Annotated in this window: 20 protein-coding genes and 1 pseudogene; 12 read left to right on the forward strand and 9 right to left on the reverse strand. The window is 66.7% G+C overall.

Annotation, left to right across the window (positions count from 1 at the left end):
* Positions 1-29: 29 nt before the first annotated feature.
* Positions 30-1,338: pseudogene (gene mdlC / locus CupriaWKF_RS10845) on the reverse strand (benzoylformate decarboxylase); the annotation flags it as partial.
* Between the two features lie 6 nt (positions 1,339-1,344).
* Here mdlC and CupriaWKF_RS10850 point away from each other — a divergent pair.
* Positions 1,345-1,635, forward strand: coding sequence for a LysR substrate-binding domain-containing protein (locus tag CupriaWKF_RS10850; protein WP_276100760.1), 291 nt, complete (start codon positions 1,345-1,347; stop codon positions 1,633-1,635).
* On the opposite strand, the gene CupriaWKF_RS10855 is transcribed toward CupriaWKF_RS10850, so the two are convergent.
* Positions 1,628-1,765 carry a hypothetical protein gene (locus CupriaWKF_RS10855; protein ID WP_276097901.1) on the reverse strand — a complete coding sequence of 46 codons (138 nt, stop codon included), beginning with the start codon at positions 1,763-1,765 and terminating at the stop codon, positions 1,628-1,630. The genes CupriaWKF_RS10850 and CupriaWKF_RS10855 overlap by 8 nt on opposite strands.
* Positions 1,766-1,966: 201 nt before the next feature.
* Complete coding sequence (locus tag CupriaWKF_RS10860) at positions 1,967-2,869, reverse strand: LysR family transcriptional regulator (protein ID WP_276097902.1); 903 nt, start codon at positions 2,867-2,869, stop codon at positions 1,967-1,969.
* Positions 2,870-3,000: 131 nt separating this feature from the next.
* Between CupriaWKF_RS10860 and CupriaWKF_RS10865 the strand changes: the two genes are divergently transcribed.
* The 3 genes from CupriaWKF_RS10865 to CupriaWKF_RS10875 all read left to right on the forward strand — a co-directional run bounded on the left by CupriaWKF_RS10865 (position 3,001) and on the right by CupriaWKF_RS10875 (position 5,887).
* Positions 3,001-3,987: a tripartite tricarboxylate transporter substrate binding protein BugE gene (locus CupriaWKF_RS10865; RefSeq protein WP_276097903.1), complete on the forward strand. Its 987-nt coding sequence runs from the start codon at positions 3,001-3,003 to the stop codon at positions 3,985-3,987.
* 13 nt (positions 3,988-4,000) lie between these two features.
* Positions 4,001-4,891 (forward strand): N-formylglutamate amidohydrolase, encoded by an 891-nt coding sequence (locus CupriaWKF_RS10870; protein WP_276097904.1) that lies wholly within the window; start codon positions 4,001-4,003, stop codon positions 4,889-4,891.
* Positions 4,892-5,137: 246 nt separating this feature from the next.
* Positions 5,138-5,887: a hypothetical protein gene (locus CupriaWKF_RS10875; protein WP_276100762.1), complete on the forward strand. Its 750-nt coding sequence runs from the start codon at positions 5,138-5,140 to the stop codon at positions 5,885-5,887.
* 70 nt (positions 5,888-5,957) lie between these two features.
* Here the strand turns inward: CupriaWKF_RS10875 and CupriaWKF_RS10880 are convergent, their stop codons facing one another.
* Together CupriaWKF_RS10880 and yaaA are read right to left on the reverse strand one after the other, a co-directional pair.
* Positions 5,958-7,100 carry a M14-type cytosolic carboxypeptidase gene (locus CupriaWKF_RS10880; RefSeq protein ID WP_276097905.1) on the reverse strand — a complete coding sequence of 381 codons (1,143 nt, stop codon included), beginning with the start codon at positions 7,098-7,100 and terminating at the stop codon, positions 5,958-5,960.
* Between the two features lie 23 nt (positions 7,101-7,123).
* Positions 7,124-7,909 (reverse strand): peroxide stress protein YaaA, encoded by a 786-nt coding sequence (gene yaaA, locus CupriaWKF_RS10885; protein WP_276097906.1) that lies wholly within the window; start codon positions 7,907-7,909, stop codon positions 7,124-7,126.
* Positions 7,910-7,948: 39 nt separating this feature from the next.
* Here yaaA and CupriaWKF_RS10890 point away from each other — a divergent pair, with 39 nt between their 5' ends.
* Both CupriaWKF_RS10890 and CupriaWKF_RS10895 read left to right on the forward strand, forming a co-directional pair.
* Positions 7,949-8,473 (forward strand): putative toxin-antitoxin system toxin component, PIN family, encoded by a 525-nt coding sequence (locus tag CupriaWKF_RS10890; protein WP_276097907.1) that lies wholly within the window; start codon positions 7,949-7,951, stop codon positions 8,471-8,473.
* 81 nt (positions 8,474-8,554) lie between these two features.
* Entirely contained in the window at positions 8,555-9,727 is a 1,173-nt protein-coding gene (locus CupriaWKF_RS10895) for a pyridoxal phosphate-dependent aminotransferase (RefSeq protein WP_276097908.1), read from the forward strand.
* Positions 9,728-9,799: 72 nt separating this feature from the next.
* Here CupriaWKF_RS10895 and CupriaWKF_RS10900 read toward each other — a convergent pair whose 3' ends face one another.
* Positions 9,800-10,441 carry a glutathione S-transferase gene (locus tag CupriaWKF_RS10900; RefSeq protein ID WP_276097909.1) on the reverse strand — a complete coding sequence of 214 codons (642 nt, stop codon included), beginning with the start codon at positions 10,439-10,441 and terminating at the stop codon, positions 9,800-9,802.
* A 184-nt stretch (positions 10,442-10,625) separates the two neighbouring features.
* On the opposite strand from CupriaWKF_RS10900, the gene CupriaWKF_RS10905 reads away from it, so the two are divergent.
* The 5 genes from CupriaWKF_RS10905 to CupriaWKF_RS10925 all read left to right on the forward strand — a co-directional run bounded on the left by CupriaWKF_RS10905 (position 10,626) and on the right by CupriaWKF_RS10925 (position 16,114).
* Positions 10,626-12,149 carry a 3-hydroxyacyl-CoA dehydrogenase gene (locus CupriaWKF_RS10905; protein ID WP_276097910.1) on the forward strand — a complete coding sequence of 508 codons (1,524 nt, stop codon included), beginning with the start codon at positions 10,626-10,628 and terminating at the stop codon, positions 12,147-12,149.
* A 42-nt stretch (positions 12,150-12,191) separates the two neighbouring features.
* Positions 12,192-12,971 (forward strand): enoyl-CoA hydratase, encoded by a 780-nt coding sequence (locus CupriaWKF_RS10910; RefSeq protein ID WP_276097911.1) that lies wholly within the window; start codon positions 12,192-12,194, stop codon positions 12,969-12,971.
* A gap of 85 nt (positions 12,972-13,056) precedes the next feature.
* The gene (locus CupriaWKF_RS10915; RefSeq protein WP_276097912.1) at positions 13,057-13,782 is read left to right on the forward strand and encodes a histidine phosphatase family protein; all 726 of its coding nucleotides are present in this window, start codon (positions 13,057-13,059) and stop codon (positions 13,780-13,782) included.
* 62 nt (positions 13,783-13,844) lie between these two features.
* The gene (locus CupriaWKF_RS10920; RefSeq protein WP_276097913.1) at positions 13,845-14,921 is read left to right on the forward strand and encodes a phosphotransferase; all 1,077 of its coding nucleotides are present in this window, start codon (positions 13,845-13,847) and stop codon (positions 14,919-14,921) included.
* A gap of 191 nt (positions 14,922-15,112) precedes the next feature.
* Positions 15,113-16,114 (forward strand): tripartite tricarboxylate transporter substrate binding protein, encoded by a 1,002-nt coding sequence (locus CupriaWKF_RS10925; RefSeq protein WP_276097914.1) that lies wholly within the window; start codon positions 15,113-15,115, stop codon positions 16,112-16,114.
* 82 nt (positions 16,115-16,196) lie between these two features.
* Here the strand turns inward: CupriaWKF_RS10925 and ggt are convergent, their stop codons facing one another.
* The 3 genes from ggt to CupriaWKF_RS10940 form a co-directional block, all read right to left on the reverse strand.
* Positions 16,197-18,080 carry a gamma-glutamyltransferase gene (gene ggt / locus CupriaWKF_RS10930; RefSeq protein WP_276097915.1) on the reverse strand — a complete coding sequence of 628 codons (1,884 nt, stop codon included), beginning with the start codon at positions 18,078-18,080 and terminating at the stop codon, positions 16,197-16,199.
* A gap of 124 nt (positions 18,081-18,204) precedes the next feature.
* Positions 18,205-19,365, reverse strand: coding sequence for a CAP domain-containing protein (locus CupriaWKF_RS10935; RefSeq protein WP_276097916.1), 1,161 nt, complete (start codon positions 19,363-19,365; stop codon positions 18,205-18,207).
* A gap of 210 nt (positions 19,366-19,575) precedes the next feature.
* Entirely contained in the window at positions 19,576-20,514 is a 939-nt protein-coding gene (locus tag CupriaWKF_RS10940; protein WP_276097917.1) for a LysR family transcriptional regulator, read from the reverse strand.
* Between the two features lie 186 nt (positions 20,515-20,700).
* Between CupriaWKF_RS10940 and CupriaWKF_RS10945 the strand changes: the two genes are divergently transcribed.
* A complete protein-coding gene (locus tag CupriaWKF_RS10945; RefSeq protein WP_276097918.1) occupies positions 20,701-21,963 on the forward strand; it encodes an acyl-CoA dehydrogenase family protein in 1,263 nt (420 codons plus the stop codon).
* Positions 21,964-22,028: the final 65 nt, after the last annotated feature.

Here is a 22,028-nt window from a genome sequence, read left to right on the forward strand (position 1 = left end):
TCTCGCGAGGCGTCCGACGCTGACGCGGCTTATGCCACGTCAACCTCCACCACGGTGGGCACGGTCATCCGCAATGCAGCCGCCAGCGTCTCGCGCAATTCTTCAGCATCGCTCACCCGTGCCGCTTTGCAGCCGTGCCCGAGTGCAATCGACACGAAATCCAGGTCGGGCAGCGCCGTCCCGACCAGCGGATCGGCGCTGCCGAAGCCGAAGGTCGGCGCGAACTCCTGCAGGGCGGCATAGCGACGGTTGTTGAGCACGATGAACGTGATCGGCAATCCCAGTTGCGCGGCACTCCACAGCGCCTGGATCGAATACATGCTCGAGCCGTCGCCGACCACGCCGATCACCTTGCGGCCAGGCTTGCCAAGCGCAACGCCCACCGCGGCAGGCAGGCCGTAGCCGAGGCCGCCGCTGCACATCGTATAGAAGGTCTCGCTGCGCAGGATCGGAAGATGGCGATGCATCACCGGGCGCGCACTGGGCGCTTCCTCCACCACGATGGAGTCGGGATCGCGCAGTTCCGCCAGCGTCTGCAGCACGTAGGCAACGCTCATCGGCGCGCCGGGCTCGGCGCGCGGCGCCGGCACGCGCAGACGCGGCGCTTCACGCCGCGGCGGCGCCGGGCGCGCCAGCAGGTCGACCACGCCCTGGCGGATACTGCCGACCGCGGCCGTGCCCGCCGGCGCCCATGCGGCGATATTCGGATCGTCGATCAGCTGCACCACCTGGGCTCCTCGCGGCGCATGGGGGCCCGAGCCTTCCACGTGATAGGTGAACACTGCCGCCCCCACGGCGAACACCAGGTCATGCCCCGCCAGCAGGTCGACGATCTTCTCGCGCATTGCCGGCAGAAAGCCGGCGAACAGCGGATGGTCTTCCGGAAAGCCGCAGCGCCCGGACATCGGCGCGACCCACACCGCCGCCTGGTGCCGTTCCGCCAGCCGGACCACATCGTCCCAGGCACCGTCGCGATCCACGGCCGCACCCACTACGAACGCCGGCCGGCGGCTGGCATCGAGGGCCTCGCCGATCTGTGCAAGCAGGTCCGGCTGCACGCGGCTCTCGGTACTGACCGTGCGCGGCAGCACCGGCTCGCACGGCCGGGCCCAGTCATCGGCCGGCACGGAGATCAGCACCGGCCCGCGCGGCGGCTGCATGGCGATGTAGTAGCCACGTGCAATCGCCTGCGGCACGTCTTCGGCGCGCGCGGGCTCGCGGCTCCACTTAGGGCTTGGGCAGCTCGGTGGCCTGGGCCGAGAACAGGAACGGCTCGTAGGGAAGGATCGAGCGCGCCTGCTGGCCGGCGGTGATCACCATCGGGGTGCGGTTCTTGTGCAGCGGCTGTTCGCCAGCGCCGGCCTGGCCACGCCCGACATCGTGGCCGAAACGCGCTCGATCATCGCGCTGAAGAGCCTGGTCATGCACGCCGGCTTCCTGTGCTGGATGGCAGAGCCAATGTATGACGCGGAGCAACGGGCAGGGCTGATGCGGCCACTGCCGATACCGGGCGCCAATGCGCCGCGACGGCTGTCGGTGTACAAGCGCCGGCAGGGCATCCTGCCAGGACCGGCACTCAAGTTGCTGGAACTGCTGCGTGAAGTGACCGCCGGCGACTATTCTCCTTTCAACTGATGATCCGGCCGCCGTTGCCGATCATCGCGACTTCCACGTAGTCGGGAGCGCGGTGCCGGTTGCGGTCATGGTGCACGCGCAGGCCGCCAAAATCGCGCTTGCCGAACGCCTCCAGCTTGCTGATGAACACCAGGACAACACCATGGGCAAGGCAGCGGACCGTGCCCGGACTGGTGAGCGATCAGGATGTCCGCCACCGTCTTCGGTGCGGAGAACAGCAGCGTGGTCTGCGCCCTGGACGCCTCCCGTTGTGCCCGGGGAGTGTCAGCGACCGGTCCGGTACGCGAGTATGGCGGCAAACCCTGTCTGTTGCGGCCGCGCGGCAACAAAGTCAGGCGCGCGTATCGGTGCCCTCCATCAGCCATGCGCGAAAGGTCTGCAGCGCTGGCAGATGCTGCTTGTGCTCGGGATAGCACAGGTAATAGCCCTTGTTGCTGAGCACGCGCGCCGGATGCGCAACCACGAGCCCGCCGTTGGCCAGCTCTTCCTCGATCAGGCAGCGTGGAATCAGCGCAATGCCAAGCCCCGACAGTGCCGCCTGCGTGAGCAGCGAGAACTGGTCGAAGCGCGCTCCGGCCCATGCCTCGCGCGTGGGCACGCCAAGTTCCGCAAACCAGTCCGGCCAGGCCTCCGGCACCGTCGTGTGGTGCAACAGCGGAAACCGCAGCAATTCCTCTGGCGATCCCAGCGGGCCGTGCGCAGGTCCGCCAAGCAAGCCGGGCCGGCACACAGGCACGATTTCGCGGCCAATCATGTAGTCCGCCACGCTGCCCGGCCACACGCCTACGCCGAAGCGGATGGCCGCGTCCAGCTCGGGCTCGGCAAATACGTAGCCCTGTGCGTGCGGGATGAACTCCAGCTTCACCTGCGGGTGACGTGCAAAGAATTGGGGCAGCCGCGGGATCAGCCACTTGGCGCCGAGCGTGGGCATGCTCGCGATATGGAGGACTCCAGCCTGCTGCTCGCGGCCCGCGGCCCCCACCGTGGCGGCTTCGATTTCATCCAGCGTCGGCCGGATGCGTTCCAGGTAGCGCGCCCCCGCCGGGGTCAGCTCCAGCCGCTGACGCACCCGCTCAAACAATTCCACGCCGAGCAGCGATTCCAGGCTACGCACCTGCTTGCTGACCGCCCCCTGCGTCACATGCCGGTCCCGGGCGGCAGCCGTAAAACTGTTGTGACGGGCAGCCGCCTCAAACGCCTGCAATTCGGTCATCGACGGCATCATGCGCCGCATACATCACCTCAACTTCACGACCAAATGGAATGACCGTGCGATTTTATTTCGTTTGCCGCCACATTGCTGGCGCGAGCAGAATCGGGGAAACCGCTTTTCTCCCTCCGCTTAATTCCCGTCTCGCACAAACCATGCAACGTCGACAAGTCTTCCGCGTTCTCGTCGCGGCCTCGGCCGCCTTTGCCGCCGGCGCCACGCTGCCCGCCGCAGCCCAGACCAACTACCCGACCAAGCCGATCACGCTGGTAGTGCCATTCCCGGCGGGCGGTACGACCGATATCGTGGCGCGCATCGTCGCCGACAAGCTGGGCCAGCAGCTCGGCCAGGCCGTGGTGGTGGACAACAGAGGCGGTGCGGGCGGCAGCATCGGCACCGCCTACCTGGCCAAGGCCGCGCCGGACGGCTACACGCTTGGCATCGCCACGGCCTCGACGCATGGCATCAATCCGGCCGTGTACCCGCGCCTGTCCTATGACGCGACCAAGGATTTCACGACCATCACGAATCTGGCATCCGTGCCTAACTTGATGAGCATCCACCCGTCCGTGAAAGCCACCGACATGAAGTCGTTCATCGCACTGGCGCACGCGCAACCCAACAAGCTGGCCTATGGCTCGGCCGGCAATGGCAGCGTATCGCACATGATGGGCGAACTGTTCAAGATGAGCAGCAAGACCGAACTGCTGCACGTGCCGTACAAGGGCGTCGGCCCGGCGCTGAACGACGCGCTGGCCGGCCAGGTCCAGGTGCTGTTCGACAACCTGCCGTCGTCGCTGCCGTTCATCGAAAGCGGCAAGCTGCGCGCGCTGGCCGTGGCCGCGCCCAAGCGCGTCGCTGCGCTGCCCAATGTGCCGACCTTCGCCGAGCTGGGCCTGCCTGAGGTCAACGACGCCGCATGGTTCGGCCTGATCGCCCCGGCGAACCTGCCGGCCGAGCTGCAGAGCAAGCTGAACGCGGCCGCCATCAAGGTGCTGGCATTGCCCGAGGTGAAGGCTAAACTGGAAAAGCTGGGCGCCACGCCGGTGGGCAACTCGCCTGCGCAGTTTGCCGCGCAGATCAAGAGCGAAGTGGCCAAGAACAAGCGCGTGGCCGCCGCGGCCAAGATCTCTCTCGACTGATTGCCGCAGCACCATGACCGAAGCAGACCGAAAGAGCGCGGACAGTCCGTACCAGCTGTACCAGCCGGAAGGCCCGGTGAGCGCGCTGTTCCTTGACTCGCCGCACAGCGCCACCGTCTACCCCACGGACTTCCGCCCGGATGCCAGCCTGCCCCTGCCGCTGCTGCGGCAGGCCGAAGACACCTTCGTCGACGAGCTCTACGCGGGCGCCCCGGCACGCGGCATTCCGCTGCTGTGCGCGGGCTTCCCGCGCAGCTACCTCGACGCCAACCGCGCGCTCGAGGAGATCGACGAAGCCCTGCTCGACGCACCGTGGCCCGGCGCCAGGCAGGAAACGGCCAAGACCCGTCTCGGCAAGGGCCTGGTCTGGCGCGTGCTCGACACCGGCGAAGCAATCTATGACCGCAAGCTGAGCGTGGAAGAAGTGCAGTCGCGCATCAACCGCTACTACCTGCCGTACTACGCGCAACTGCAGAAGCTGGCCGATCATGCCGTTTCCGAACATGGTGCAGCCTGGCACATCAACTGCCATTCGATGCCCAGCCAGGCAGCGCAATACGCCACCGAGTTCCCGGGGCTTCAACACCCCGATTTCGTCGTCGGCGACCGCGACGGGACCACTTGCGACAAGCGCTTCACCGACCGTGTCGAAGGCGTGCTCAAGGACATGGGCTATGACGTCTGGCGCAACCACCCGTACAAGGGCGTGGAAATCGTGCGCGTGGTGGGACAGCCGCAGACCGGCCGCCACAGCCTGCAGCTCGAGATCAACCGCAAGCTCTATATGGACGAAACAGGCCTGACCCACACGGCCGGCTTTGCCAAGCTGCGGCACAACCTGAACGCCATGCTCGACGACCTGCTGAAGTTCACGCGGTCCATGCCCGCTCGCGCGCTGCGCTGAGCCGCGGCACAAGATTCCCGGATGCAGCACGCTGCATCCGGGTTCATCTCGGTTGCACAACACACTGGCTTTCTGATAAAGCGACACGATTATTGGTGCGCAACAAGAATGGGTAACAAAGTTTAGGAACTTTGCAAGATAGGTTTCCTCTATCATGGCAATCCTTTGCGAACCCACGCTTGCCGGAATGGCAAGACAGACACCGTGATCCGACGAATTTCCAAACTGATCGGCAGCCGCGTCAGCATGCTGGCTGCCGCAGTCACCGGTGCGTTGATGCTGGCGGGCTGCGCCAACATGCCGGCTGAGGGCACCGATGCCTCCGGCCAGTCCGCGGCCGCTGCCGCCGCACCCGCCCGCCCTGCTGCCGCGCCCGTTGCCCCGGCAGCGCCCGCCACCGAACCGACCAAGACCATCACCCTGCCCGACCGCGGCCGCGTCAGCCTTGCCGAATACCGCGCGAAGATGCGCGAGGAGCTGATGAAGACCGAGAGCGCCACCAGCGACGTCGCCGACTGCGCTGCCCACGCCAGCTGGGTCGTGCCGCGCTCGGCCGCCTACGATGCGCTCAAGATCCCCACTGGCGCGCTCGCCAGCGGCCAGGCCACGGTGGAACCGTGGAGCGGCCGCTTCTCGCAGGGCAAGCAGGCCGTGCCGGTCAACTCCGTGGTGACATTCTCCGCGCTGGCCCACAAGCGCCGCGGCGAAGAACCATGGCAGCAGGTCAGGGTCCGTTGCGGCTACGACGACGGCATGATGCTGGCCTATGAACTGCTGGACAGCAGCGGCGCCACCCTCTCGGAACCCGCGGCTGCGCCGGCGGTGCCGACTTCCAGCCATGCTTCGTCCGGCAAGAGCCGCAAGGGCGCAAAGGGCAGCAAGTCCAAGGGCTCGTCAACGGCTTCGGCAAAGAGCACTTCGTCGGGCAAGTCTTCGGCGAAGGCGACCTCTTCGTCCAAGTCGTCCACCAAGAGCACAAGCAAGAAAAAGCAGTAACCGACTGCGGCAAGCCCATGCAAAAGGGCCGCCATGCCGGCGGGCCTTTGTCGCTCACTGCAGCACGGTCTCAGCTCAGAAAATCGAGGATCGCCTCCAGCATCGCAGTACCCAGCAGCGCGCTGCGCGCGCCGTTCCAGCCCACCATGGCATCAGGCAGGTCGGCATTGTCCTTGAACGGCATTTCCAGCGTCAGCGACAGGCAGCCGAAGGTGTGGCCGATGTACTTCGACGCGAGCTTGAGCGCGTCTGCGTTGTACTTGCTGGCCGCATAGCCGTGCACGTCCTGGAAATCGGGCGTGACGCGCTTGAAGGCCTCGATGAAACGCGCCTGCTCGTCGCGCTGCTTCTCGGTGAAGCTCGGCAGCATCTCGCTGCCGGCGACGAAGTTGTAGGGCAGGCCCTCGTCGCCGTGGATGTCGAAGAACAGGTCGCAGCCGGTGGCCTCGATCGCACGGCGCACATGCCAGACCTCGGGGCTCGTGTCCGGGCTCGGCGTCATCCATTCGCGGTTCAGGTTGGCGCCCGCGGCATTGGTGCGCAGGTTGCCGCGCGCCGAGCCGTCCGGGTTCATGTTCGGCACGAGATGAAACACGGCTTGATCGAGCAAGCGACGCGCAATCGGATCGTGCGCCCACATTCCGGTGCCCGTCAGGCGCTGCAGCACGCCTTCGCAGAACCATTCGGCCATGCTTTCGCCCGGATGCTGGCGCGCGATCATCCAGATGGTCTTCTTGCCGGGACCCGGCTGGCCCACGGTGACGCGGGTCAGATCGCGGCCATCGACCGTGCTGCCAAGGTGCGACAGCTTCGCCAGCGGCGAGCGCTGGCACGTTGCCAGCAGCGACAGGTGGCGCTCTTCCGGATAGGGCTCGAAGTACGCCAGCCATACGCTGTCGTGCTCGGGCGTGAATTCGACGGTCAGCACCTGGCCGTCGTAGCGCGTCGGCACGCGGAACCAGTTGGCGCGGTCGTAGGATGCCACCGCGCGGTAGTCACGCCAGCCGTCCGGATAGGTACAGTCGCCGGCGTTGAGGAACTGCAGCCGGCACGCCTGCCCCGCTGCGCCCTGCAGGCGGAAGTGGAACCACTGCCGGAGGTCCGCGTGCGAATCGGCGCGGATGCGCAGGCGGATGTCGTCGGCATGGTCGAGCGCTTCGACTTCGATCGCGCCGGAATCAAAGTGGGTCGAGATGTGCAGGCCTGAGGTCATGGCGGGCAGTTCCGTAGAGGGATTCAGTCTTCGAGGCGGCGGCGGAAAATCCAGCGGCCGTCGTCCGACGCGGCGGCATCGAACGCATAGCCGTCCTCGGCAAAGCGCTTGAGCGCGGCCGGTTCCGTGACGCGATGCGTGACCGCATAGCGGGCCATGGTGCCGCGTGCGCGCTTGGCGTGGAAGGAAATGATCTTGTAGCGGCCGCCCTTCCAGTCCTCGAACACCGGCGTGATGATGCGCGCATTCAGCACCTTGGGGCGCACCACCTTGAAATACTCTTCCGATGCCAGGTTGACCAGCGTGGGCGCGCCCTCGTGCTTGAGCCCGGCCATGTCGCCGTTGAGCATCTGCGTGACATCGTCGCCCCAGAACGCGTAGAGGTCCTTGCCCGCGGCCGTATCGAGGCGCGTGCCCATCTCGAGGCGGTAGGGCTGCATCCAGTCCAGCGGGCGCAGCACGCCGTACAGGCCCGACAGGATGCGCACATGCTTCTGCGCGAAGCCCAGGTCATCGGCCGACAGGCTCTTCGCATCGAAGCCGTCGTAGACGTCGCCGTTGAAGGCCAGCACCGCCTGCTTGCTGTTGGCGGCGGAAAATGTCTCCGACCAGTCCGCGTAACGCGTGACATTGAGCACCGCAAGCTTGTCGGAAATGTCCATCAGCGCGCCGACATCCTGCGGCGCGAGCTTGCGCAGGCGCTCGATCAGCATGGCCGAGCGGTCGATGAAACGCGGCAGCGTATGGGTCTTGATGCGCGCGGGCGTCTCGTAGTCCAGGGACTTGGCGGGAGACAGGACGATCAGCATGGCAAAATTGCGGGAAACACAAAGCCAAGATTGTAGCGAATGACCAACCCGACTTCCGGCGACACTTCCGCATCCTGCCCCGCCGACATCACATCCGCCGCCGGTACTGCGCCGCGCGTGGTACTGGACTCCAATATCTGGGTCGACCTGCTGGTCTTCGACGACCCGCACGCCTCGCCGATCCGCGCCGCACTCGAGGCCGGCACGATTGCCCCGGTGATCCGCGCCGACTGCCGCGAAGAACTGCGCCGCGTGCTGGCCTACCCGCAATTCGCGCGCTTTGCCGTCGATATCGACGCGGCGCTGGCGATCGTGGACCGCTTCAGCACGCTCGAGCCGCTGCCCGCCCGGGATGACGCCGACGCCATCCGGCTGCCGCGCTGCAAGGACACCGACGACCAGAAATTCATCGAACTCGCGCACTTCTCGCAGGCCGCCTGCCTGGTGTCGAAGGACAAGGCCGTGCTCAAGCTCAGGAGCCGCCTGCGCCGCTCCAGCGGCGTGGAAGTGATGACGCCGCCGGTGTTCGGCCAATGGCTGGCAGCGCTGCCCAGCGCAGCCTGAGCGCACCGAATCGCTTTAGAATTGCTGCTGCCGCAGCTCCGGCAAGCCTTTTTCCGCCATCCCACTCCAACGTCGCAGCCAATGTCCGCAGACTCCACCCTCGCCCCGCTGACTCCGCCCCTGTCGCGCCTGCCCTCGGTCGGCACCACGATCTTCACCGTGATGTCGGCGCTGGCGGCCGAGAAGAACGCCGTCAACCTCGGACAGGGTTTCCCGGATTTCGATTGCGACCCGCGCATCGTCGACGCCGTGACCCACGCCATGCGCGCCGGCCACAACCAGTACCCGCCGATGGCCGGCGTACCGCGCCTGCGCCAGGCGATCGCCGACAAGATCGCCACGCTGTACGGCCACCGCTATAGCTGGGAAAGCGAGATCACCGTCACGGCCGGCGCCACGCAAGGCATCCTCACCGCGATCCTGTGCGCGGTGCATCCCGGCGACGAGGTCATCGTGCTGGAGCCGTGCTATGACAGCTACCTGCCAGCGATCGAACTGGCCGGCGCGACCGCCGTGCCGGTCACGCTGGAAGCACCAGAGTTCCGCGTGCCTTTCGACCGCCTGGCCGCGGCCATCACGCCGCGCACGCGGATGATCCTCATCAACACGCCGCACAACCCGACCGGAACGATCTGGCGCGCCGCCGACATGGACAAGCTCGCGCAGCTGCTGGCCGGCACCGATATCCTGCTGCTGTCGGACGAGGTCTACGAACACATGGTCTACGACGGCCAGCCGCACGCCTCGGTCTCGCGCCATCCGGAACTGGCGCGGCGCAGCTTTGTGATTTCGAGCTTCGGCAAGACGTACCACGTGACCGGCTGGAAGGTTGGCTACGTGGCCGCGCCGGCGGCGCTGTCGGCGGAATTCCGCAAGGTGCACCAGTTCAATGTGTTCACCGTGAATACGCCGGTGCAGCATGGCCTTGCCGACTATATGGCTGATCCCGCACCGTACGTGGAGCTGCCGGCCTTCTACCAGGCCAAGCGCGACTACTTCCGCGCCGGGCTGGCCAACACGCGCTTCAAGCTGCTGCCGTCCGAAGGCACGTATTTCCAGTGCGTGGACTATTCCGCGATCTCCGACCTGAGCGAAGCGGACTTTTCCATGTGGCTGACGCGCGAGATCGGCGTGGCGGCGATCCCGGTTTCGGCCTTCTATTCGCAGCCACGCGAATCCGGCGTGGTGCGCTTCTGCTTCGCCAAGAAGGAAGAGACGCTGGCGCTCGCACTGGAGCGGCTGGCGAAGCTCTAGGATCGAGATCGCAGACACGGAAACGCCCGCGGCATGCCGCGGGCGTTTCGCTTGGCGCGAAGGGGCCCGCGCTTACTTGTTCCGGCTCAGCATCAGCTCGGTGTTCGCCTTGCGGTCGGCATTGACCTTCTGCACCGAGGGGCGCTCCGACAGCGTCTTCAGGTAGTCCTTGACCGGCAGGTCAGCCAGCAGGTCCTTGCCGTAGATGATCTTGGTGCACGAGGACACCAGCGGCAGGTGGACCGCGGCGGCGCAATCGGCCAGCGTGAAGGTATCGCCCGCGATATAGGGCGAAAACTTCGCCAGCCTGGCAAACGCCGGGATGTAGCGCGTCAGCAGCTTCATCTGGCGCTCCTTCACGTTATCGCTGACCTTGCCGCCAAAGAACGCTTCCGGATACAGCTCGCGCGCGGTCAGTTCCAGGTACAGCTCCAGGAAAGTGATGATCTCGCGCACCTTGCCGGCCTGCAGCGGATCGCGCGGCAGCAGCGGCGTCTGCGGATAGGCGGCTTCCAGATATTCGTTGATCACCTCCGACTCGCACAGCGAGCCCGATTCGGTGATCATGTAGGGCACCTTGCCCGCTGGCGTCGCTGCCGGGTCAGTCTCGCCGATCCACGCCAGTACCTCCTCGAACGGCACATTCTTTTCCAGCAGTGCCAGCTTGACCTTGTTGTAGTAGTTGCTGGCGGCAAATCCGCACAGTTTCAGCATGTCGTCCCTCTCCTGTTGGAATCCACGCTTGCGGGCGCAAGCCCGCAGCGATTGTGGACCATCCCGGTCTTCTGGTGCCGCCGGACTGGCCGATCAGCGCACGCCGCCTGCCTTCCGGCCATTTCCGGAAAGATGCATAAAACGTACGATCGTGCTAATTTAACCACAACTTCAGGGACGCAATATGAGCACTTTCACCATCGAGACGCTTGGCATCGTGGGGACCGGCGCCATGGGCCGCGGCATCGCCCAGATCGCCGCGCAGGCTGGCCTGACCGTCAACCTGTACGACGCCAGCCCGCAAGCCGTGGAAGCGGCGCGCAAGTACCTGCAGGATACGCTCGGCAAGCTGGCCGAAAAAGGCAAGATCACGGCGGCGGCCGCCGAGGCCACGCTGGCCCGCGTGAAGCCATGCGGCGCCCTTGAGGAGCTGGCCGCCTGCGATATGGTGGTGGAAGCCATCGTCGAGAAGCTCGAGGTGAAGCGTGATCTCGTGGCCAGGCTGGAAGCCGTGCTGCGTCCTGACGCGATCATCGCCTCGAACACCTCGTCGCTGTCGATCACCGCGATCGCCGTCGGCGCGAAGGAGCCGGGCCGCATCGTTGGCTACCACTTCTTCAACCCGGTGCCGCTGATGAAGGTGGTCGAGGTGATCGACGGCCTGTCCGGCAACCCGGCCGTGGGCGATGCGCTGATGGCGCTGTCGCGCCGCATGGGCCACACGCCGGTGCGCTGCAAGGACATGCCCGGCTTCATCGTCAACCATGCCGGCCGCGGCATGAACATCGAAGGCATCAAGGTCGCGCAGGAAGGCGTGGCGGAGTTCGCCGACATCGACAACATCATGCGCGAGCAGGCCGGCTTCCGCATGGGGCCGTTCGAGCTGATGGACCTGACCGGGCTCGATGTATCGCATCCGGTGATGGAGTCGATCTACAACCAGTTCTACCAGGAGCCGCGCTACCGCCCGTCGCCGATCACGGCGATCCGCTCGGTCGGCGGCCTGGTCGGCCGCAAGGCCGGCGCCGGCTTCTACCGCTATGTCGATGGCCAGAAGCAGGTCCCGGCAATCGCCGCGGTCCCGCCGGCACGTCCGGCCAGCGTGTGGGTCAGCCGCGCCAGCGAACGCGGCCACGCCATGGTGACGAAGCTGCTCGGCGCGCTCGGCGTTACGCCCGAAAGCGGCGACCAGCCGTCGGCCGAGGCGCTGATCGTCGTCACGCCGCTGGGCCTGGACGCCACCACCACCGCGCTCCAGCAAGGTCTGGACGCCTCGCGCACGGTGGCCATCGACACCCTGCTGCCGTTCGAGGCCACCAAGCGCCGCACGCTGATGACCACGCCCGCCACCGGCGCCGCCGCGCGTGACGCCGCGCACGGCCTGTTCGCGAGCGACGGCGTGCCAGTCACAGTGATCCGCGACTCGGCCGGCTTCGTGGCCCAGCGCGTGCTCTGCTGCATCATCAACATCGCCAGCGATATCGCGCAGCAGCGCATTGCCTCGCCCGCGGACATCGACCTGGCCGTGAACCTGGGCCTCGGCTATCCGAAAGGCCCGCTGGCGCTGGGCGACGCTGTCGGTCCGCAACTGGTGCTGGAGACGCTGCGCAATATGGAAGCCCTGACTGGCGACATGCGCTACCGCCCGAGCCCGTGGCTATGGCGCCGCGCCGGCCTGCGCCTGTCGCTGCTGACCGAAGAGAACTGAGGAGCCTCGGCTCCCCTGCCCCCGCAACGCCCGAGGCCGCTCATGACCGCACAATTGCTTTCGTCCCGCGTCGATTCGACGCTGGTGCTGACCATCTCGAACCCGGAAGCGCGCAACGCGCTGCATCCGGACATCTACGCCGCCTCGTTCGAGGCGCTGAACGCGGCCGCCAACGATGATTCCCTGCGCGCCGTCATCATCACCGGCGCCGACGGCATCTTCTGCGCCGGCGGCAACCTGAACCGGTTGCTCGGCAACCGTTCGAAGCCGCCCGCGGTGCAGGCGGAAAGCATCGAGACGCTGAACCACTGGATCGAGACGCTGCACGCGTTTCCGAAGCCGGTCATTGCGGCGGTCGAAGGCGCGGCGGCCGGCGCGGGCTTCTCGGTGGTGCTGGCCTGCGACTTCGTCGTGGCGGCGAGCGACGCCAAATTCGTCATGGCCTACGTCAAGGTGGGCCTGACGCCCGACGGCGGCGGCTCGTACGAACTGGCGCGCGCGCTGCCGCGTGCGCTGGCCAGCGAACTGATGATGGAGGGCAAGCCGGTCGATGCCGCCAGGCTCTCGCAGTTCGGCCTGGTCAACCGCGTGGTGCCGCCGGGCCAGGCGCTGACCGAAGCGCTGCGCCTGGCCGAGGGACTGGCCGAGCAGTCGCCGCACGCGGTCGGCCGCATCAAGGGCCTGATCAACCATGCGGCCACGGCCTCGCTGACCGAACACCTGGCGGCCGAGCGCGATAATTTCGTGGCCGCCCTGCACCACCCGGACGGCGGCGAAGGCATCAGCGCCTTCCTGGAAAAGCGCAAGCCGCGCTACCGCTGAACGCAGCCCTGAAAACCGCGGCGCTTCGCGGCGCCGCTGCAGCCAGCCCGCGCAAGACGGGCCTGCCCGACATTGGGAGACATGCATGGAATTGCCGCTTTCCTCGCGCCGCCGCATCTACCTGATGCGCCATGGCGCCGTCTCATACTTCGATGAAGGCGGCCGCCCGGCGCTGCCCGACATGGTGCCGCTCAACGAGACCGGCCGCATGCAGGCCACCGCCGCCGGGCGCGCCTTCGCGGCCGAGAATATCCGCTTCGACCGTGTCATCGTCAGCGGCCTGCCGCGCACCGTGGAAACTGCGCAGCGCGTGCTGGCCGAACTGCCGGCGATGCAGGGCGTAGTGCCCGAGATCTGGCCGGAACTCCGCGAAATCCGCGGCGGCGACCTCTCGGCCATTGCGACCGAGGATCTGCGCGACGCCTTCGTCGGCGCCTTCGAAGGGGAAGTGCCCGAGCACAAGCGCTTCCTGAACGGGGAGACCGTAGGCGAGTTCCTGGACCGAGTCCTGCCGGCCCTGCAACGCCTGCGCGATCGGCCGGACTGGGATACGGTGCTGCTGGTCCTGCATGGCGCGACCAATCGCGCCATCCTGTCCCAGGCCATCACCTGCGGCCGGCGCGTATTCTTCGGCTCGCTGCTGCAGACCGCGGGTTGCATCAATGTGCTGGACATGGGCGACGATCCGCTCGACTGGGTCGTGCGCATGACCAACTACTCGCCGCCCACGCCGGTGCACAGCGGCACGCGGCACACCACGATGGAAGTCCTGCTGCACCAGTACCTGCGCGGACGGCAGCCCTCTTCCTGAACCGCCCCGGCTCGCACACCGATCTTCACACCCGATACCGTCAGAAAATCACCGGAGACAGCATGAGCAGCAACGTATCGCATTTCGAAGGCACGCGCCCCGTGGCGGACCAGCAGCGTTTCGATATCGCCGCGCTGGAAGCCTGGATGCGCCAGCATGTGGAAGGCTTTGCCGGCCCGCTGAGCGTGGAACAGTTCAAGGGCGGCCAGTCCAACCCGACCTTCAAGCTGGTCACCCCGGGCCAGACCTACGTGATGCGCGCCAAGCCCGGCCCCAAGAGCAAGCTGCTGCCGTCGGCCCACGCGATCGAGCGCGAATACCGCGTGATGGCCGCGCTGGCCGGCACCGACGTGCCGGTGGCGAAGATGTATGCGCTGTGCGAGGACGAATCGGTGATCGGCCGCGCCTTCTACATCATGGAATTCGTCAGCGGCCGCGTGCTGTGGGACCAGTCGCTGCCGGACATGACCCCGGCCGAACGCGCCGCCATCTACGACGAGATGAACCGCGTCATCGCCGCCATGCACAGCGTCGACTACCAGGCCATCGGCCTGGGCGACTACGGCAAGCCCGGCAACTACTTCCAGCGCCAGATCGAACGCTGGAGCAAGCAGTACAAGCTGTCTGAGACCGAATCCATCCCGGCCATGGATGCGCTGATGGACTGGCTGCCGCAGCATATCCCGCAGGAAGACGCCGACCTCACCTGCATCGTCCACGGCGACTACCGTCTCGACAACCTGATGTTCCACCCGACCGAGCCGCGCGTACTGGCCGTGCTCGACTGGGAACTGTCGACGCTGGGTCACCCGATGGCCGACTTCGGCTACCACTGCATGAGCTGGCATATCGCGCCGGGCCAGTTCCGCGGCATCGCGGGCCTGGACCATGCCGCGCTGGGCATCCCCGACGAGGCGACCTATCGCCGTCTGTACGAGCAGCGCACCGGCCGCCCCATTACCGGCGACTGGAACTTCTACCTCGCCTTCAGCATGTTCCGCATCGCCGGTATCCTGCAGGGCATCATGAAGCGCGTGGTCGACGGCACCGCGTCCTCGGCCCAGGCACTCGACGCCGGCAAGCGTGCGCGCCCGATGGCGGAGATGGGCTGGGAATACGCGAAGAAGGCGAAGCAGTAAGCTATGACCGGCGGACCCTAGGAAGTCCGCCACCTGCATTAGGTCATCAGACAACAGCGCGCCACGGCGCGCTGTTGTGTTTCCGGCCCGTAACCTTGGTATTTTCCCGGTGTCGAAATCGCGCAAAGCCGTCTACTATGCAACCCATGTTGTATGACGACTGATAATTAGGCGATTCCCGGAGACATTGTATGACCTCTCGTCGCATTTTCCTGCAGCAGGCATCCAGCCTGGCCGCGCTGGGCGCCCTGGGAGGTGCATCCGTGGCGTTGCCGCGCCTCGCCCGCGCAGCCGATGCGTGGCCCAACCGCCCGATCCGGCTGATCGTGCCCTATCCCGCCGGCGGCTCGTCGGACATCATCGCGCGCATGATCAGCAAGCAGCTCGGCGAGGCCCTCGGCCAGCCCATCGTGGTCGACAACCGCCCCGGCGCGAACGGCAATATCGGCGCGGCCATGGCCGCGCAGGCCGGCCCGGACAACCACACGCTGCTGCTGTGCGACGTGGGCGCGCTGGCCATCAGCCCGTCCGTCTATACGAAGCTCACCTTCAATCCGGCCAAGGACCTGAAGGGCGTGGCGATGCTCGCCTACTCGCCGCACCTGTTGGTCGTGCATCCGTCAGTCAAGGTGTCCAGCCTGAAGGAGCTGGTCGAGCTGTCCCAAAAGACGCAACTGAACTTCGCCGTCACGGCCATCGGCAGCGCACCGCACCTGGCCGGCGTGGCGGTGGCCCAGGCAACCGGCGCGAAGTGGCAGTACGTGCCCTACAAGGGCGGTTCGCAGGCGATTGCCGATACCGTCGGCGGCACGGCACAGGTACTGATGAATGGCATGCTGGCCACGCTGCCGCAGGTGCAAGCCGGCAAGCTCAAGCTGATCGCGGTGTCCAAGCGCACGCGCATGCCGCTGGTGGGCCAGACGCCGACCATCGCCGAACAGGGCGTGCCTGGCTTCGAATCGGGCACCTGGCAAGGCGTGATGGCGCCGGCCGGCATGCCCGACGCCATCGTGGCGCGCGTCAATGCCGAGCTGGTCCGCATCATCCGCTCGCCCGATATCCGCGCGCAGCTCGCCGGACAGGGTGCGGAAGTGGTGACCATGACGCCAGCGGAAACCAGCCGCTTCTACCAGACCGAGGAAGCGCGCTGGGCCAAGGTGGTCAAGGTTGCGGGCGTGAAGCTGGACGCCTGAGGGCGCCAGCGCGTTGAAGAAAGCCTGATAGAAATCAAGAAAGGCGGGACCATGGATCCCGCCTTCTTTATGCCTCGGGCGCTCAGTCCCCGAGCGCCACCCCTTCGCGCCTCGGATCGGCACCGCCCGCCCAGACCTGTCGGCCGTCTGCACGCTGCCGGCGCATGATGGCCTGCGTGCCGCTGGTCATCTCGATTTCCGCCACCTGGTGGCCACGCTGCTTCAGGGCGTCGGCCAGCGCTGGCGTGACCAGTCCCTTCTCCAGCTCGGTTGGCCCGTTGCGGCTGCCGAAGTTGGCCATGCCGATGGCCGCCTGCACGTCCATGTTCCAGTCCAGCAGGCCCACCAGCGTCTTGGAGACGTACTCGATGATCTGCGAGCCGCCGGGCGAGCCCACCGTGCCCAGGAACTTGCCGCTTGCCCGGTCGAACACCAGTGTCGGCGCCATGGACGAGCGCGGGCGCTTGCCCGGTTCCACGCGGTTGGCCACGGCCTTGCCGTTCTCGCTCGGCACGAACGAGAAATCGGTGAGCTGGTTGTTCAGCATGAAGCCACGCACCATCAGGTGCGACCCGAAATAGGATTCGACCGAGGTGGTCATGGAAATGGCACCGCCCGCGCTATCCACCGCGACGATCTGGGATGTCGAGATGCGCGGCGGCGAGCGGTCCGGCGCGAACGCCACCGCGGTGCCGGGCGGCACACCAGGCTGGGCCTTGCCCATGCTCTTGTCGCCGATCAGCGACGCACGCTGCTCCAGGTAGGCCGGGTTGACCAGGCCAGCAATATCGACCTGCACGAAGTCCGGGTCCGCCACGTAGAGGCCACGGTCGGCATAGGCCAGCCGGTCGGCCTCGGCAATCGCATGAACCGCGTCAGGATTGGCCTCCATCACGGCCGGCGTGCTCACCGCAGCCGGCTTGAGCGTTGCCAGCGCGTATGCCGGGTTGCGGGTTTCAAGCGCCTGCAGCGTGCCCAGGATCTGCGCCAGCGCAATCCCGCCCGACGATGGCGGCGGCATGCCGCAGATTTTCCAGCGCTTGTAGTCGGTGCAGACCGGCACACGCAGCTTGGCCCGGTAGCTCGCCAGATCACGCGTGGACAGGCTACCCCGGTTGGAACTGCCGTTGACCTTCGCGGCGATGTCGCGCGCGATCGGGCCGGTGTACAGCGCGTTGGCGCCGCCCGAGGCAATGGTGCGGAGCGTCTGCGCAAGCTGCGGGTTCTTCAGGATCGTGCCGGCCGGCTTGGGCTTGCCCTGCGCATCGAGGAAATACGCAGCCATTTCCGGAGAGTTCGCCAGGAACTGGTCGGTGGCCACCTGTGCATAGAGGCGCGGAGAGATTGGGAAGCCCTTTTCCGACAGCGAGATCGCGCTCTGGAACAACTGGGCCCACTTGAGCTTGCCGTGCTCACGGTGTGCCAATTCCAAGGCACGCAGTATGCCCGGCGCGCCCACCGAGCGCCCGCCGATCTGTGCCTCGCTGAACTCCATCGGCTTGCCGTCAGGCCGCTGGAACAGGTTCTCGGTAGCGCCTGCAGGCGCGGTCTCGCGGCCGTCGAAGGCCTGCACGCGCTTGCCGTCCCAGTACAGGATGAAGCCACCGCCGCCGATCCCCGAGGCCTGCGGCTCCACCAGCGTCAGCACCGCCTGCATGGCGATGGCGGCGTCGATGGCCGAGCCGCCCTGGCGCAGCACGTCGCGTCCGGCTTCGGTGGCGAGCGGGTTGGCCGCCGCGGCCATGAATCGCTGAGCGTAGACCGTCGACATGTCGGTGCGGTAGCCCGACGCAATCTCCGGTGCGGGTGGCAGCGTTGCCGTGGCGGGAGGAGGTGCCGCGGGCGCGACCGTGGCAGCGGGCTCCGCAGGGGCGCCGCCCTGCGTGCCGCAGGCAGCCATAAGCGCCGAAAGCGCAACAACCATCGAACCGCGCCACGCCGATCTCGATGCAAGCAGGTGAGCCATGGATATCTCCGCCAGGAACGATGTGCCGATTGTAGTGGCCGCAGGCGCACGGCGGTGTCGGACAAAACCCGACAAGCTTCCACCGGCTTAAGCCGGCGGAGCATGGCGAAGTGGCTAAGGCGACTCAGCGCGTCGTGAACGACCAGCCCAGATTAACCGTCTGCCCGCCCAGCTTGCCGCTCACGGCAACCTTGTAGCGCTGGCCGCTCACCAGCGGCGCGAGCGGCGTGCAGATCGCCAGTCCGCTCGCGGCGCCGGACAGGCCTGACGAACGGCTGTCCACCTTCAGGCAGTCGACATTGCGGCCCTGCGCGTCGGTGATGGTGAAGCTGTCGGCATCGAACTGCAGCGAGGTGTTGATCGCCTGCAGCGATACTGGATAGCCCATGGTCTTGCCGTCGTAGCCGGGCGCGGGATTGGGGCTTTCCGAGTTGACCCAGCTGGCCGGCACATCGGCCTGCCCGTCAAACGGATACGCGACCATCTGGTTGTCGGTGCCGCCTTTCGATGCATCGGCGAGATCGACCGTCTGGTAATAGTAGGCGGCGGTGCCGCTGCCATTGGGGCCCACGCTCTCGGCATAGCCACTGCCCGCGGACCCGTAGCTGCCCAGCAGCGCGGCGCGGTGGAATGGCGCGTTGATGAGGTCCGACACGAGCGCATCCTTAGGCGACAGGGAAAGCTGCGCGTTGGCCACCGACGTCCACTTGTTTGCCCCCGCCACCACTTCCGCGTCGGCATTGGTCGGGTACGCGGCCTGGATCCGGGCATCAGGCGTGGCGCCGGTGTAGCCGGGCTTGCCCGCTACTTCGTCGTGGGTCAGCGTCTGGTTCGCCAGCATGTAGGCCGTGTGGTTCTGCGCGACGTTGTTGAGCGCATCGCGAGCCGCCAGCGGCGGCAGGCCCACCTGCTCGCGCCGGTAGTTGGCGTAGCACAGGCCCGCACTGCGCGCGTCGTCGAGCACGCGATAGTTGCTGACAGCACTGCCCAGCGCGGGCAGCAGCGTCACGCCGCCACCGGCCGGGGCAGCGGGCCTCGTGCCGCTGACCGTGTAGCACCCGCCAGCGGTCACCGGCGTCGACCCCGCCTGGGTCGCGCTGCTCTGCCCCGATGGCTGCGTGCTGCCCCCTGCCGGCGTGCCATTGCCGCCCCCATCACCTCCACCACCACAAGCAGCGAGTGCCGACAACAGCACCATCCCGCCGAGCGTTCTCAGGCGCACGGTGACGGCGCGGGCAACAGGAAAAATGGATGTGTTTTCAGCAGGCAAGCGTTTCCCGTTCATCGATCTGGAGGGTCGTGGTTCTGATGGAGAAACTGCCCGTGGCAGCCCGGCATGGCGGGCGCAGCAGGACATCACCGGAACGCAGGCGCGGGCTTGCGCGGTGACGCCGGGGGCAGGCGTGAACCGACGATGGTAGGCAGGGGGTATGCGAGCGTCCAGCCTGCTAACAATGGCTTACGTGTGACCCGCGCGCGCTGCACCAGCGCGGTGTCAGGCCGCTGGCGCGGATTCCGGCGTGCCGCCGCTGAGCGAGGACATCACGGCCATGAGCTGCTCGCGCAGCCACCGGTTGGCGCCGTCGTTCTCACCGCCGGCATGCCAGTAGAGATGTAGCTCGAGCGACGGAACCTTGAACGGCAGCGACAGGATGCGGTTGGCATAGGGTTCGTTGGCAATGCGCGCGTAGCGCAGCGGCAGCGTGGCCAGCAGGTCCGTGCAGCTGACCACACGGCACGCTGCCGCGTAGTGCTGGCAGCGCAGCCGTACCCGGCGCGTGAGCCCCATGCGGTGCAGCGCCTGGTCTTCGAGCCCGGCGCCACGCCGCCGCGAGGACACATGCACGTGCTCGGCAGCCAGGTAGCGCTCCAGCGTCAACTCCTTCTTCACCAGCGGATGGTCGCGGCGCGCCAGCACGACCATCGGGTCCGCCATGAACGGGGCGTGATGGATCGCCGGCGAGACCGGCAGCAGGATGTCGATGGCGGTGTCGATGGTCCCGGCCAGCAGCTCCGATTCCATCTCGCGCCGGTCAAAGCGGATTGCGGCGATCTCGACGTGCGGTGCCGCCGCGGTCACGCGCGCCATCAACGGCGGCAGCAGCGTGGATTCGAGCGCGTCGCGCATGCCGATGGTGAAGCGGCGCACCGTGTTGGTCGGATCGAAATGCGGCGTGTCCTGCAGCGTGCGCGCAAAGGACTGCAGCGCCGCGCGGACCTCCGAGGCCAGCGAACGCGCCAGCGGCGTCGGCGCCATGCCCTGCCCGCGCCGCTCGAACAGCGGGTCGTCGAACAGGCCGCGCAAACGCCCCAGCGCATGGCTCACGGCCGGCTGCGTCAGGTTGAGCTGGCGCGCCGCCGCGGTGATGCTGCCTTCGCTGTAGATGGCGTCGAACACCACGAAGAGATTGAGGTCGATGCGGGATAGCTGCATGGTTTGCATTCTGGCACGGAATGCAGGACATTGATACTGGCAAATCCAGAAAATTCATTTTTGTTATTACCAAGTTTCGGATACAGTGCATTCCATCGGCCTATGCCACCGTACGCCGCTGACTGACCGTACCAAAACCGAGTCGCCGGAACCCCGGCGCGCCACAACTGGTTACGAGGAGACCCCATGCAATTCGAGTACACGCCGAAGGTCAAGGAAATGCAGGCCAAGCTGCTGGCCTTCTTCGACCAGTACATCTACCCGAACGAAAAGCGCTTCTACGAGGAGATCAACGCCAATCGCCAGGCCGGCAACGCCTGGGTGCCGAGCAAGCTGATCGAGGAACTGAAGCCCAAGGCACGCGAAGCCGGCCTGTGGAACCTGTTCCTGCCGCGCTCGCCGCGCGCGCCGCAAGGCCTGTCGAATCTCGAATACGCGACCCTGTGCGAGATCATGGGCCGGGTGCCCTGGTCGGCCGAGGTCTTCAACTGCGCCGCGCCGGACACCGGCAATATGGAAACCCTCGAGCGCTACGCATCCGAGGAACTGAAGGATCAGTGGCTGGAGCCGCTGCTCGCCGGCGAGATCCGCTCCGCCTTCCTGATGACCGAGCCGGCAGTCGCTTCGTCCGACGCGACCAACATCGAATGCCGCATCGAGCGCGACGGCGACCACTACGTGATCAACGGCACCAAGTGGTGGTCGTCGGGTGCCGGCGATCCGCGCTGCAAGGTCTACATCGTGATGGGCAAGACCGATCCGAACGCGGGCCGCCATGAGCAGCAGTCGATGGTCGTGGTGCCGGCCGACACGCCGGGCATCACCATCAAGCGCTTCCTGCCGGTGTTCGGCTATGACGACGCGCCGCACGGCCACATGGAGATCGAGCTCAAGAACGTGCGTGTGCCGGTTTCGAACATCCTGCTCGGCGAAGGCCGCGGCTTCGAGATCGCGCAGGGCCGCCTCGGCCCGGGCCGTATCCACCACTGCATGCGCAGCATCGGCGTGGCCGAGCGCGCGCTGGAGCTGATGTGCAAGCGCAGCCTCGAACGCGTGGCCTTCGGCAAGCAGATCGCCCGCCAGGGCGTCACGCAGGAGCGCATCGCCGAAGCCCGCTGCGAAATCGAGATGGCTCGCCTGCTGACGCTCAAGGCCGCCTACATGATGGACACCGTGGGCAACAAGGTGGCCAAGGCCGAGATCGCGATGATCAAGGTGGTGGCCCCGAACGTGGCGCTGAAGGTGATCGACTGGGCCATCCAGGTGCATGGCGCGGCTGGCGTGTCGAGCGATTTCCCGCTGGCCAACTGGTGGGCACACCAGCGCACGCTGCGCCTCGCGGATGGTCCGGACGAGGTGCACCGCAACGCCATCGCCAAGCTGGAACTGGCCAAGCACATGGGCCTGGACCCGAAGGAAGTCAAGATGCCGGTGGCACGCGGCTTCTGAACCCGCTCCCGGAACACCTGCGGGGCACCCCTGCCGGCAGTATGGAAACGCGCAGCCTCGCTGCG

The sequence above is a fragment of the Cupriavidus sp. WKF15 genome (assembly GCF_029278605.1).
Lineage (GTDB): Bacteria > Pseudomonadota > Gammaproteobacteria > Burkholderiales > Burkholderiaceae > Cupriavidus.

Bases quoted from the DNA above. Each gene is read 5' to 3' on its own strand.
- CupriaWKF_RS10860 (WP_276097902.1), bottom strand. From the start codon at position 2,869: ATGCGGCGCATGATGCCGTCGATGACCGAATTGCAGGCGTTTGAGGCG.
- CupriaWKF_RS10865 (WP_276097903.1), top strand. From the start codon at position 3,001: ATGCAACGTCGACAAGTCTTCCGCGTTCTCGTCGCGGCCTCGGCCGCC.
- CupriaWKF_RS10870 (WP_276097904.1), top strand. From the start codon at position 4,001: ATGACCGAAGCAGACCGAAAGAGCGCGGACAGTCCGTACCAGCTGTAC.
- CupriaWKF_RS10875 (WP_276100762.1), top strand. From the start codon at position 5,138: ATGCTGGCTGCCGCAGTCACCGGTGCGTTGATGCTGGCGGGCTGCGCC.
- CupriaWKF_RS10880 (WP_276097905.1), bottom strand. From the start codon at position 7,100: ATGACCTCAGGCCTGCACATCTCGACCCACTTTGATTCCGGCGCGATC.
- yaaA (WP_276097906.1), bottom strand. From the start codon at position 7,909: ATGCTGATCGTCCTGTCTCCCGCCAAGTCCCTGGACTACGAGACGCCC.
- CupriaWKF_RS10890 (WP_276097907.1), top strand. From the start codon at position 7,949: ATGACCAACCCGACTTCCGGCGACACTTCCGCATCCTGCCCCGCCGAC.
- CupriaWKF_RS10895 (WP_276097908.1), top strand. From the start codon at position 8,555: ATGTCCGCAGACTCCACCCTCGCCCCGCTGACTCCGCCCCTGTCGCGC.
- CupriaWKF_RS10900 (WP_276097909.1), bottom strand. From the start codon at position 10,441: ATGCTGAAACTGTGCGGATTTGCCGCCAGCAACTACTACAACAAGGTC.
- CupriaWKF_RS10905 (WP_276097910.1), top strand. From the start codon at position 10,626: ATGAGCACTTTCACCATCGAGACGCTTGGCATCGTGGGGACCGGCGCC.
- CupriaWKF_RS10910 (WP_276097911.1), top strand. From the start codon at position 12,192: ATGACCGCACAATTGCTTTCGTCCCGCGTCGATTCGACGCTGGTGCTG.
- CupriaWKF_RS10915 (WP_276097912.1), top strand. From the start codon at position 13,057: ATGGAATTGCCGCTTTCCTCGCGCCGCCGCATCTACCTGATGCGCCAT.
- CupriaWKF_RS10920 (WP_276097913.1), top strand. From the start codon at position 13,845: ATGAGCAGCAACGTATCGCATTTCGAAGGCACGCGCCCCGTGGCGGAC.
- CupriaWKF_RS10925 (WP_276097914.1), top strand. From the start codon at position 15,113: ATGACCTCTCGTCGCATTTTCCTGCAGCAGGCATCCAGCCTGGCCGCG.
- ggt (WP_276097915.1), bottom strand. From the start codon at position 18,080: ATGGCTCACCTGCTTGCATCGAGATCGGCGTGGCGCGGTTCGATGGTT.
- CupriaWKF_RS10935 (WP_276097916.1), bottom strand. From the start codon at position 19,365: ATGAACGGGAAACGCTTGCCTGCTGAAAACACATCCATTTTTCCTGTT.
- CupriaWKF_RS10940 (WP_276097917.1), bottom strand. From the start codon at position 20,514: ATGCAGCTATCCCGCATCGACCTCAATCTCTTCGTGGTGTTCGACGCC.
- CupriaWKF_RS10945 (WP_276097918.1), top strand. From the start codon at position 20,701: ATGCAATTCGAGTACACGCCGAAGGTCAAGGAAATGCAGGCCAAGCTG.